Below are 11,981 nucleotides of genomic sequence, written 5' to 3'. Positions count from 1 at the left end.
CCCGCGGCCTGGCCAAGATGTACAGCGCGCTCGCCTGCGACGGCTACGTCGATGGCCACCCCTACCTGTCCCCGAAAACCGTCCGCGAACTGGAACGCATCCGCACCTACCGCCTCGACCACTCCCTGCTGATCCCGTTCTGGCACTTGGGCTACCACAGCCTCCCCGCCGCCCGAGCCCCCCGCGGCTACGGCCACATGGGCGCCTTCGGCTCCACCGGCTGGACCGACCCCGCCTCCGGCCTCTCGGTCGGCTTCGTCCACAACCGCATGTCCCTGGCCTGGAGCCCCCTCGACCAAACCTTCGCCATCCCCCTGCTCCACCTGATCCTGCGCGCCGCCCGCCTGCCCGCCGCCGAATTCGAGCAGCGCACCGCCGGAGCGGCCTGAGCCGTTGTGCCGCAACGGCACTGGGACAGGATCAGAGGGCTTCGAGGATCATGGCATTGGCTTGGCCGCCGGATTCGCACATGGTTTGCAGGCCGTAGCGGGCGCCGCGGGCGTGCAGGGCGTGGACGAGGGTGGCGGTGAGGCGGACGCCGCTGGCACCCAAGGGATGGCCCAGGGAGATCGCGCCGCCGTGCACGTTCACCCGCGAGAGGTCGGCGCCGGTTTCTTTGGCCCAGGCCAGGATTACGCTGGCGTAGGCCTCGTTGATCTCGATCAGGTCGATATCCGAGAGGCGTAGGCCGGTTTGGCGCAGGACCTTGTCGGTGGCGGGGATGACGGCGGTGAGCATGAGGTAGGGGTCGTCGCCGACGGCGATGTGGCTGCGGATGCGGGCCAGCGGGGTCAGGCCCAGGCGCTGGGCGTGCTCGCTGGTGGTGACCAGGACCGCGGCCGAGCCGTCGCCGAGCTGGCTGGCGTTGCCCGCGGTGATGTGCCAGCCGATTTCGGGGAAACGGGCGGCCAGGGCCTCGTTGTAGAACGAGGAGCGCAGCGCGCCCAGACCCGCGGCGCTGGCGTCGTAGCGGATGGTCTCGTCGAACCGCAGATCGTTGATGGCGGTGGTGAGTTCGGCGTCGAACAAGCCGTCCTTGGTCGCCGCGGCGGCGCGCCGGTGGCTTTCCAGGGCGTACTCGTCGAGCTGGTCGCGGCTGAATCCCCAACGCGCGGTGATGAGTTCGGCGCTGATGCCCTGCCACGGCACCCCTTGCGGATAGCGCTCCAGAAACGCCGACCCGGTGAGGTTGTCGGCATCGAGCAGGCTGGTGCCCATCGGGATGCGGCTCACCGACTCCACCCCGGTGGCCACCACCAGATCGCAGTCCCCGGCGATCACCGCGTGCGCGGCGAAGCGCAGCGCCTGCTGGCTGGCGCTGCACTGGCGGTCGATGGTGCTGGCGGGCACCGATTCCGGGAATCCGGCCGCCAGCGACGCCCGCCGGGTCACATTGGTGGCCTGCTCGCCGACCTGGCTGACCACCCCGCCGATCACCTCGTCGATCAACACCGGATCGATCCCGGCCTGCTCGACCACCGCGCGCAGGCTGTGCGCCATCAAATCCACCGGATGCACCCCGTCCAGCGCGCCCCCGGGTTTGCCCCGGCCGATCGGCGTGCGCACCGCCGCGACGATTACCGCGTCCCGCATGATCCCGATCCCTCGACAACCCCGGCGCTCACGCCGGAATCCCCAGCACCCGCCGCATGGTGGCCAGCTTGGCCGACGTCTCGGCGAACTCGGCGTCGATGCGGCTGCGCGAGACCACCCCGCCACCGGCCCGCAACGTCAGATGCCCACGGTGGGAATCGAGTTCGAGCCCCCGCAACGCCATGTGGAACTCGCAGTCCCCGTCGCTGTCGACCCACCCGACCAACCCGCCGTAGTACTCGCGCGCCGACTCGTACCCGGCGATCATGGCCCGCGCCTCGGCCTGGGGGACCCCGCACACCGCGGGGGAGGGATGCAGCGCCGCGACCAGCTCGGCCACCGGCGTACGCGCATCGCTCAGGCGCGCGGTGATGGGAGTTCCCAAGTGCCACAACCCCGGAGCGCTCACCAGCACCGGCTCGTCCGGACAGTCCAACTCCGGGCAGAACGGCGCCAAACCCTTGACCATGAAATCCACCAGATGCCGATGCTCGGCCAGATACTTCGCATCGAACAGGACCGCGCGAGCACGCTGCTTGTCCTCGGACTCCGGCAGCCGGGTATCGCGCACGATGGTGCCCGCCAGCGGTGTCATCGTCACCGTGTGACCGGTCTTGCGCAGGAACAACTCCGGACTCGCGCCCAGGGTGTACACCCCCGGCTGCTCGAGATGCTCGACGAAATAGCTCTGCGCGTTCGGATACAGGTTCGCGATGCGCGCGAACATCGCCAGCGGATCGACCACCCCGTCGTAGAAGTAGCGTTCGGCGCGGGCCACCACGATCTTCTCCAGCGCCGAATCCGGCGACCGCAACAACAGCAGCGCATCATCGATCAACCGCAGATAGTCCGCGATCGAGGCGTCGTTGAACGCGATATCGGGCCGGAAATCCGCGCGCGACCCACTCGCACCCCGGGATTCGAGCCGCTCGGTATTGCGCCAGCCCAGATACAGCGACGAACTGGCGGCCGCGTCGTCGAAGGGGATCGAGCCCGCGACCAGATTGCCGTAGTCCGCCGCCCGCACGGCCGCCTCGGCCTCGGCCAGACTGTGGTAGCAGATCAGCGGTCCGTCCAGCCCGACCGGGCTGCTGCCGCCGCTGAGGCGGAATCGTGTGGGTTCACTCATAGCTCTGCTCCGATTCCGTTTCCCGCCAACAACTCCCGCACCCTGCGGCGATCGATCTTCGAATTGGGCAGCAGCGGAAGCTCACCGCCCACCAGCAGCCGCTTGGGCGCCGCCGCCCGGCCCAGCAGCCGCCGCACCGCCTCGCGCAGCACCGCGGCCTCGGGCGGGGAAAAGCCCGGCTGCGAAACGACATACGCGCCGACGGCCTCGCCCCATTCGCGATCGGGCAGGCCCAACACCACCGCGGCCTGCACCCCCGCCACCCCGGTTAGGGCCTGCTCGACGGCCACCGCCGACACCTTGACCCCGCCGGTGTTGATCAGATCGTCGATCCGCCCGAGCGGTTCGAGCAGCCCCCGCGACCAGCGCCCGCGATCGGCCGTGCGATACCAGCGGGTCTCGCCCTCGAGGTAGAACGGCTGCTCGGCGGCGTCGAGGTAGCCGTCGGCGACGACCTCCCCGCCCAGATGGACGATGTCGTCGACGATGCGCACCCGTACCCCGTCCAGCGGCCGCCCGTCATAGACGCAGCCCCCGCAGGTCTCGGTCATCCCGTAGGTGATCACCGCGTCGGTCACCGCCCGCAGCCGCGCCCCGGTCTGCTCGTCCAGGCGCGCGCCGCCGATCAGCACCTTGTCGAAACCGCCCAGTGCCTCCCGCGATTCGGCATCGGCCAGCAGCCGCTGCACCTGTGTGGGCACCAGCGAGGTGTAGCGGCGACCGGCGGGCATGGCGCGCGCGGCCGCGGCGAACCCGGCCGGATCGAAATGACCCCCGGCCAGCGCCGAGACCCGGGTCCCGCCCAGCACCGCCCGCGAGATCACCTGGAACCCGGCCACGAACCCGGGCGGCAGGCACAACAGCCAGTCACCCGCCCCGCCCAGGCGCTCCGCGCTCGCCTGCGCCGACGCCAGCAAGGCGTTGCGCGACAACAAGGTTCGCTTCGGTACACCACTGGATCCGGAGGTGGACAACACCACCGCGGTCCCGGCGGGCACCGTGCGCGGCAGCCCGTCGGCGGCCGCCGGATCGGTGAGCGGGGCGATGGCGTGCTCACCGCGGTGGACCTCGTCGAGGGCGTGCTGCAGTGCGGTGAGGGCGGTTTCGGGATCCTCGGGCAGGAGCAGCGGTGTGAGCGGGACCGAAGTCAGCGTGTGTGGCATCAGGAGTACTCGAGGTTTCCGGAGAGTTCGGGGGTGGGCAGCGCCAGTTCGATGGCCAGTTCGGCATGCGCGGCCGCCTCGAAGGCGGCATCGGCGGCGCGGCGGGTCTCAGCGTGGATATCGCGCAAAGACGTTCGGGCGACCGGGATTTCGAGGACCGCGCGTTGCCGCGCCCGGCGTGCGCGCGCCAGCGCCGCGGGCAGCTCGTCGACCTCGACCCGCTGATGAGCGACCCCGTAGCCGCCGCACAACCGCGCCATGTCGATATGCTGCGGCGTCCCGTAGATCCGCTCGAAGGTGTCGCCGTAGGGTTCCCGCTTGTAGGTGGGGTGCCCCTGCTCGAGCAGCTCGAAGATCCCGCCGCCGGAGTCGTTGGACACCACGATGATCAGATTGTCGGGCACCTGCTCGAGCTGCCCGGTCTGCAAACCGGACGCGTCATAGGCGAAGGTCAGATCGCCCAGCAGCGCGACCACCGTCCGCTCCGGCGCCGAGAGCGCCGCACCCACCGCGGCACTGACATTTCCGTCGATCCCGGCGACACCGCGATTGGACAGCACCTGCACTCCCGCGGGCACCCGCCCGGCCATCGACACGTCCCGGATCGGATTCGACGCCCCGACCCACAGCAGGTCACCGGCGCGCAACCCGCCCAGCACGGCATGGGCCACACCCATGCCCGTGCGGCGGCGCACCGGATCGGCCAGCGTGCGCGCCCAGGCGCGGCGCACCAGCTCATCGGCGAGTTCGAGCTCACGCACCCACCCCGGCGACGCCGCACCGGTGAAACCCGGATTGCGCGAGAGCACTTCGATATCCGGTGCCGCATACACCCAATCGCCGCCCCCGGCCACGAGCACCGTGTTCACCTCCGGATGCGCCAGCAGCCGCCCCACATTCCGGTGCAAGGTCGGACGCCCGTAGATCAGCACCTGTTCGGGCCGCACGTAATCGAGCACCCACGGATGCAGCCGCACCCGCGCACCCACATCCACCGTCGGCTCGGCCATGCACGGCAGCTCCGCGGGCAGATCCGCCGGATCGGTGCCGTCACCGGCGATCACCAGCGTCGAGCCGCGCAGATCGATGCGCGGGGAATCCGCGTGCCGCCCACGGCGCGGATCGGGCATCCGGATCCACGGCGCCCCGTCGGGACGCCCACCCGGACACGAGGATTCGGCCGCCGGCGGCAGCCCCGAGACGAGCGGCACATCGATCTGCACCGGTCCGGGACGACCCAGCAGCTGCCCGGTCCCGATGCCCAGCGCCCGGCAGATCTGCGCGCGCAGCACCCCGTTCTCCCGCGACCCCAGCACCGCACCCGACCACAGCTGCTGCACGTGACGCACCTGCGCACCCAGCAGCGTGGTCTGCTCCACCGTCTGGGAAGCCCCGGTGCCCAGCACATCCGGAGGACGATTGGCGGTCACCAGCACCAGCGGCAGATCGGCGTAGTTCGCCTCGGTCACCGCGGGCAGCAGATTCGACACCGCGGTCCCCGAAGTGGTCACCACCGCCGCCGGAATCCCGCTCGCCTTGGTGATCCCCAGTGCGACGAACGCCGCGGAGCGCTCATCCAGGCGCACCTGCAGCTTGATCTGCCCGGCCCGCGCACGCCGCACGAGTTCGAACCCCAACGGCCCGTTGCGCGAACCCGGACAATAGACGACCCATCGCACGCCGTTGCGAATGAGTTCATCGACGACCACAGCGGAAATGATCGATTGCACGGCACCTTTTCCCGCCGAATCGATCTCGGCATGCGAAAAAGCAGACCGGTTTGGAAAATTGTTCACAGAAACATCCCCGACGAAACTTCCCCGGTCCAAATTCGTTGCTGGTCATCTGACCGGCAACGTCACGGCGACACGGTATCGGCCGGACGTGGCGGTGTCAATTTGAGGTCGGGTCGTGAACGACATTGCAGTTCAGGCTGTTTCAGGGGTTCGCGCGTGGTCTGAGGATGGTTGCGGGGGAGCAGGATACGCGCGAACCGGGGCTCTGGCTATGACCAAGCTAACGGGATCGTTTGGCGCGAGAGGCAACTCAAAAGAGAACTGACCGGTCTGTCTGCATTGACAGCAACAGCCTGACCAGCGGGTGTGAATTGTGTGTTAAGAATCGATGTTCCACATCAGCTGCGGATTTGGTTCGATGACACAAGTTGTGCGAATATCCCGGTGCCGAAACACCGGGAGCGCAACCACTATTCGCCCGAATCCTTGCGGGCCTTGGACGGCTGGACGCGGGAGGGCTCATTGGGCATCTTCGGATAGACCGGCGGCCACGGCGCATCCATCAACCCCGCCGCCATATCCTTCTCCGACATCTCCAGCAGCGGCGCCAGCGACTGCGGCGTGCGATCGGCCCACGGATCACCCAGCTCGGCCACGCGCGCGGGAACCGTCGCGATGGTCAGCTCGTCGGGCACGATCGATTCGAGGGCCTCCCACGACACCGGCGTCGACACCTGCGCCCCCACCTTGGGCCGCACACACCACGCCCCGAAAACCGTTTTGTGCGGGGCGTTCTGGTTGAAGTCGACGAACACCCGCGACCCGCGCTCTTCCTTCCACCACGCCGCGGTGATCTCCCGCGGGTGGCGGCGTTCGAGTTCGCGGGCCAGCGCCACCGCCGCGGCACGCACCTGGTAGCCGTCCCAATGCGGTTGCAGCAGCGCGTACAAGTGCAGACCGCGCGAACCCGAGGTCTTCACCCGCACATCGATACCCAGCTCGGCGCACAACGCGCGCACCGCGAACGCAGCCCGGCGCAGATCCTCGAACCCGATACCGGGCGAGGGATCCAGATCGATGCGCAGCTCATCGGTCACCCCCGTGGGCGGCAATACATTCCCGGCCGCATCCAGCACCGGCGGAAACGTCGAGGCCGCCTCGGCGCCCGCATGCGTGGGCCAGACGTGAAAACCCAAGCAGCCCAGGTTCACCGCCCACAGAATATGCGCCATATCCACCGCGACCAGCGCGTCACTGGTGGTGCCGTTGGGCGTGGACACCACCGTGGTCTGCAGCCAGTCCGGCACCGACTTGGGCACCCGCTTCTGGAACCACGACTTGCCCGACGCCCCGTCCGGATAGCGCTCGAGCAGCACCGGCCGCCCGCCGATGGTCCGCATGATCGGATCAGCCACGGCCAGGTAGTAATTCACCAGATCCAGCTTGGTCTCACCGCGCTTGGTGAAGTAGATCTTGCCCGGATTGCTGATGGTGACCGTGTGCCCGGCCACCTCGAGCTCCAGCGATTCACTCACCGCGCGGTCCCTTTCGCTGCTCTGGCCTCGGCGAAGATATCGGCCAACTCCGCGGGCGCGACCTCGTCGAGCTGCGCGTATGTACACGATTCAGGAGTGCGGTCGGTCCTGAACCGAACCAGCCGCCCACCGTGGCGCAACCGCCCCGCCATCACATGCTCGTAGCGCACCTCGGCGACCAGTTCCGGCCGCAGCGCCTCCCACGACAGATCCTTGCCGCCGGTCCAGCGACTCACCCCGCCCGGCATCTTCCCGTCGGCCTTGGCCTGGGCGGCCGCGTCGGCCCAGGAGCGCCACGGATGATTCTCGAGTGCGTTGCGCCGCAACGGTTCCAGCTCGTCGACCAGCTCCTTGCGCCGCGCCGCGGTGAAACTCGACGCCACCCCGACATGATGCAGATGGCCCTGCTCGTCGAACAGCCCCAGCAGCAGCGACCCCACGCCCTGACCGTCCTTGTGCCAGCGGAATCCGGCGATCACGCAGTCGGCGGTGCGCTCATGCTTGATCTTGAGCATCACCCGCTTGTCCTGTAGATACGGCAGATCCGCCGCCTTGGCCATCACCCCGTCGAATCCCGCGCCCTCGAACCGGGTGAACCAGTCCGCGGCGGTATCGGCATCGGCGGTGATCGGGGTCAGGTGGGTGCGCGAAAACTGGCCGTCGAGAACGGTTTCCAGCAGCGCGCGCCGCTCGGCGAAGGGCCGCTCGGTCAGATCCTCGTCACCGAGCGCGAGCAGATCGAAGCCCACGAAACTGGCCGGGGTCTCCACCGCCAGCTTGTTGACCCGCGAGGCCGCCGGATGCAGCCGCTGCTGCAGGGTGTCGAAATCCAGGCCGTTCTCGGTGACGACCACGATCTCCCCGTCCACCACACACCGCGGCGGCAGCGCCTGACCCAGCAATTCCACCAGTTCGGGGAAGTACCGGGTCAGGGGCCGATCGTTGCGCGAACCCAGTTCGATCTCGTCACCGTCACGGAAGACGATGCAGCGGAACCCGTCCCACTTGGGCTCGTACAGCAGCCCCGGATCCCGCGGCAGGTCGGAGACGGATTTGGCCAGCATCGGTTTGACCGGCGGCATGACGGGCAGTTGCACACGACCTCCTCGGTTCGCGGTGGACCCGCACCCGATCGTAATGCGAACCGGTCAGTTTTCGAGCCACCCGTGCTGATCGGCGAAGGCGGTGAGCCGATCGCGGATCGTGATGATCTCCCCGGCCGTCAACTGCGGCGACGCGTCGAGCAGCAGCTCGGTGATCAACCGCCGATGCTCGGCCGCGCTCAACTGCCCCGACCCGCGCCCGTGGTCCTTGTTCTTGTGCCGCGCGGTGACCGGAGCGGTCTGCCCCGGCACCACCGCGAGGTTGATCGCCTTGGGCCCGCGATCACCCTCGGTCACATCGAATTCGAAAACCCGCCCCTGGCGCAGCTCGTCCTCGTCCAGCCCGATGTCGTTGACGTGCACGAACACGTCCGGCCCGCCGTCTTCCGGACGGATGAACCCGAAACCCCTGGAACTGTCGAACGACACCAATTTCCCGATGGACACCTAAACACCCGCTCCTCGTCGCCGCGTCCCTCTCAGACGGCCACTCTAGTCCGCGGGCTGATCATTGTTGGAAGAAAGTGCCTTTTGCAACGAATTGAAGACGGTCAGGCCCTGGCCCACCATCCCGTTGACGATCTCCGACACCCCGTCCGGGCCGTTGAGCACCGTCAGATTCGCCTTCGACAGGCCCGTGGAGGCCTGCTTGACGATCTCGGGCAACTGCTCGATCAGCAGCTGGTCCAACGCGATCCGGTTGTTCGAGGCCGCCGCCTCGGCCTGGATCCGGGTGCGATCGGCCTCGGCCTCGGCCAGGATGCGCACCCGTTCCGCCTCTGCCAGAGCGGGTTTGACGACCTCGGCCTGCAGCTGCTGCTCACGCAGCTCGGCCTGCTTGCGCGCCTGCTCGGCCTGCGCGGTGAGCACCTCCTGCAGCGCGTTGGCCTGGGCGAGCGGACCCGCCTGTGCCGCTTCGGCATTGGCCTTGTCGATATCGCGCTGGTACTGCGCCTTGAGAATCGCGGTCTCGCGCTGGTATTCGGCCTGCTTGCGCTGGGACTCCTGCTCGGCCTGGGCGGCCAGCTGCGCGGCGGCGGCCTGGGCGATCTGCGCGTCGCGCTGCACCGCGGCATTGTGCGGGGCGGCCAGCGCCGAGATGTAGCCGAGGTTGCCGTCGTCGATGTGCTGGATCTGGAACGAGTCCACCCACAGCCCGATATTGCTCATCTCCACCTTCGAGGCCACCAGCACCTCGTCGGCCAGCTTCTGGCGCTCGCGGATGATCTCCTCCACCGTCATCGAACCCACGATCGAGCGCAGATGACCGGAGAAGATGCGCCCGGTCAATACGCTCATCTCCCGCTCCTGCTCGGACAGGAACCGTTGCGCCGCATTGACGATCGACTGGGTGTCGTTGGCGACCTTGAACGCGATCACCGCACGCACATCGAGCTGGATGGCCTGCTTGGTCACGCAGCGCTCGCCGATCTCGGCCTCGAACATGGCCAGCGACAGATACCGCACCTTGCGGAACAGCGGCAGCACGAACGCGCCGTGGCCGATGATCACCCGGAACGGGGCATTGTCCTTGCCGCCGCGGCCGCCTGAGACCAGCATCGCCTGGTCCGGAGCCGGAACGTGATAGCCGAGCATCGATGTCTCCCTCGATTAGATGATGCGAAGAGGTGGTGGAACTTCCCGATCTATCGATCGCCCGGAAGCGGTATCCACGCAACAACATCGACCACGCGCCCCGGATGCACGGCCACGACCAGCACCGTGGTGCCGATATCGAGGGGTTCCTCGGCGCGCGCGATGTAGAGCTCGGTTCCCCCTCGAATGGCGACCAGTACCTCACCGAGTGCGCCCGCGCCCCGGATCGGCGAGGTCAGCGTACCGGTCAAGCCCACAACGGGGTCGGTCATCGCGGGTGAACTCCTCGGGTGGATCGCGTGAGAACGCCAGACTACGCGCGCGAGCCGACGCCGTTGTGCCGCCGCGAGATTGCGCCTGTGCCGCCAGGAAATCGCTCAATGGTTGCTACCGCTCGGTATGATCGACGGGGTTCCGACTCCGAGGCGATCTCCGCACTGTGAGGGAGGACTGCTGTGAGCGCTGATCTCGTGTCGTGTCGCGCCGACATCAAAATGTGCTGGTTTCGTCATCGACCGGCTGGCAGGCTGAAGCGGTGACCACCCCTCCGGATAGCACGGCGGTCGACCCCGCCGACGACAAACTGGACATCGGCGTCTTCAAGATCGCCGGTGTCGTGGTGCTCGGCGCCATCATGTCGATCCTCGACGTCACCGTCGTGACCGTCGCGATTCCCACCTTCCAGACCGCCTTCGACCGTCCGGTCTCCTACGCCGTCGCGGCGTGGACGATGACCGGATACACCCTCGCGCTGGCCACCGTCATCCCGCTCACAGGCTGGGCCGCCGACCGCTTCGGCACCAAACGCCTCTACATGATGGCGCTGACCTTCTTCGTCATCGGCTCGGTGCTGTGCTCGACCGCATGGAACATCGAGTCGCTCATCGCCTTCCGCGTCATCCAGGGCCTGGGCGGCGGCATGCTGATGCCGCTGGGCATGACGATCATGACCCACGCCGCGGGCCCGACCCGCATCGGTCGCGTCATGGCGGTGCTCGGCGTACCGATGCTGCTGGGCCCGATCGCGGGCCCGATCCTGGGCGGCTGGCTCATCGACGCCTTCAGCTGGCACTGGATCTTCCTGATCAACCTGCCCATCGGCATCATCGCGCTGATCCTGGCATTCGTGGTGTTCCCGCGCGACAATCCCGAACCCTCGCAGACCTTCGACTTCGTCGGCATGCTGCTGGCCTCACCGGGTCTGGCCGCATTCCTCTACGGCGTGTCCTCGATTCCCGGTGAGGGCACGGTCAAATCGGCCAAGGTGCTGATTCCGGCCGCCATCGGCCTGGCGCTGCTGATCGGGTTCGTGTTCCACGCGCTGCGCACCGAGCATCCGCTGATCGAATTGCGGCTGTTCAGGAACAAGTCGCTGCGCTTCGCGGTGATGACCATGACCCTGTTCGCGATGGCGTTCTTCGGATCCGGTCTGCTGCTGCCGTCGTATCTGCAACAGGTGCGCGGGGAATCCACCCTGGCCGCCGGTCTGCTGATCGCGCCGCAGGGCCTGGGCGCCATGCTGACCATGCCGATCGCGGGCCGCCTCGTCGACAAGATCGGGCCCGGCAAGATCGTGCTCACCGGCATCACCGTCATGTCGATCTCGATGGCGTTCCTGACCCAGGTCAAGGCCGATACGCCGTACGTGCTGCTGTGCGCGGTGCTGTTCGTGATGGGTCTGGGCATGGGCTGCACCATGATGCCGACCATGACCGCCGCCATCCAGACGCTCACCCACGGTGAGGTCGCGCGCGGGTCGACGCTGATGAACATCGTCAACCAGACCGCCGGATCCATCGGCACCGCAACCATTTCCGTGGTGCTGACCACCCTGCTCAACCGGGGTGTGACCCTCGGCGACAAGGGCATGCACCTGCCGCCGGGCGCACCGGATCCCACGCTGGCCAACGCGGCCATCGGGTCACGGCACAGCGAACAGCTCGCGCAGCTGCCGCGCACCCTGCTCGACGAGGGATTCGATCTGGCCGCACGCGCCTTCGGGCACACCTTCGTGGTGGCGTTGTGCCTGCTGGTGGCGACGCTGATCCCGGCGTTCTTCCTGCCGCGCACCAAACCGGCCGCGCCCGCCCCGGCCGACGCGCCCGTCATGACGCACTGAGCGAAAA

10 protein-coding genes and 1 pseudogene are annotated in these 11,981 nt (G+C 68.0%); 2 read left to right on the top strand and 9 right to left on the bottom strand.

The window, feature by feature from the left end:
- Positions 1 to 389, top strand: a pseudogene (locus ACAM49_RS24190) (hypothetical protein); the annotation flags it as partial.
- Between the two features lie 31 nt (positions 390 to 420).
- Here ACAM49_RS24190 and ACAM49_RS24185 read toward each other — a convergent pair.
- From ACAM49_RS24185 to ACAM49_RS24145, 9 genes are all read right to left on the bottom strand, one after another.
- On the bottom strand, positions 421 to 1,593 hold the full coding sequence (locus ACAM49_RS24185) for an acetyl-CoA C-acyltransferase (protein WP_369637847.1): 1,173 nt from the start codon (positions 1,591 to 1,593) through the stop codon (positions 421 to 423).
- Between the two features lie 28 nt (positions 1,594 to 1,621).
- Entirely contained in the window at positions 1,622 to 2,722 is a 1,101-nt protein-coding gene (locus ACAM49_RS24180; RefSeq protein ID WP_369637846.1) for an isochorismate synthase MenF, read from the bottom strand.
- Positions 2,719 to 3,885 (bottom strand): AMP-binding protein, encoded by a 1,167-nt coding sequence (locus tag ACAM49_RS24175; protein ID WP_369637845.1) that lies wholly within the window; start codon positions 3,883 to 3,885, stop codon positions 2,719 to 2,721. Before ACAM49_RS24175 ends, ACAM49_RS24180 begins: the two co-directional genes overlap by 4 nt.
- Positions 3,885 to 5,615 (bottom strand): 2-succinyl-5-enolpyruvyl-6-hydroxy-3-cyclohexene-1-carboxylic-acid synthase, encoded by a 1,731-nt coding sequence (gene menD, locus ACAM49_RS24170; protein WP_369637844.1) that lies wholly within the window; start codon positions 5,613 to 5,615, stop codon positions 3,885 to 3,887. The genes ACAM49_RS24175 and menD overlap by 1 nt, the downstream gene beginning before the upstream one ends.
- Positions 5,616 to 6,091: 476 nt before the next feature.
- Positions 6,092 to 7,156, bottom strand: a complete 1,065-nt coding sequence (locus ACAM49_RS24165; protein WP_369637843.1) for a DNA polymerase domain-containing protein — start codon at positions 7,154 to 7,156, stop codon at positions 6,092 to 6,094.
- Positions 7,153 to 8,253: an ATP-dependent DNA ligase gene (locus tag ACAM49_RS24160; RefSeq protein WP_369637842.1), complete on the bottom strand. Its 1,101-nt coding sequence runs from the start codon at positions 8,251 to 8,253 to the stop codon at positions 7,153 to 7,155. The genes ACAM49_RS24165 and ACAM49_RS24160 overlap by 4 nt, the downstream gene beginning before the upstream one ends.
- A gap of 51 nt (positions 8,254 to 8,304) precedes the next feature.
- Complete coding sequence (locus tag ACAM49_RS24155) at positions 8,305 to 8,706, bottom strand: cold-shock protein (protein WP_369637841.1); 402 nt, start codon at positions 8,704 to 8,706, stop codon at positions 8,305 to 8,307.
- 45 nt (positions 8,707 to 8,751) lie between these two features.
- Positions 8,752 to 9,855 carry an SPFH domain-containing protein gene (locus ACAM49_RS24150; RefSeq protein WP_369637840.1) on the bottom strand — a complete coding sequence of 368 codons (1,104 nt, stop codon included), beginning with the start codon at positions 9,853 to 9,855 and terminating at the stop codon, positions 8,752 to 8,754.
- Positions 9,856 to 9,905: 50 nt separating this feature from the next.
- Positions 9,906 to 10,127: a hypothetical protein gene (locus tag ACAM49_RS24145; protein ID WP_040807433.1), complete on the bottom strand. Its 222-nt coding sequence runs from the start codon at positions 10,125 to 10,127 to the stop codon at positions 9,906 to 9,908.
- A gap of 263 nt (positions 10,128 to 10,390) precedes the next feature.
- Between ACAM49_RS24145 and ACAM49_RS24140 the strand changes: the two genes are divergently transcribed.
- On the top strand, positions 10,391 to 11,974 hold the full coding sequence (locus tag ACAM49_RS24140) for a DHA2 family efflux MFS transporter permease subunit (protein WP_369637839.1): 1,584 nt from the start codon (positions 10,391 to 10,393) through the stop codon (positions 11,972 to 11,974).
- Positions 11,975 to 11,981 lie beyond the last annotated feature (7 nt).

The organism is Nocardia sp. JMUB6875 (assembly GCF_041154655.1).
Lineage (GTDB): Bacteria > Actinomycetota > Actinomycetes > Mycobacteriales > Mycobacteriaceae > Nocardia.
Note: the sequence above shows the minus strand (reverse complement) of the source record. Positions and strands in the feature narration are given on the sequence as shown.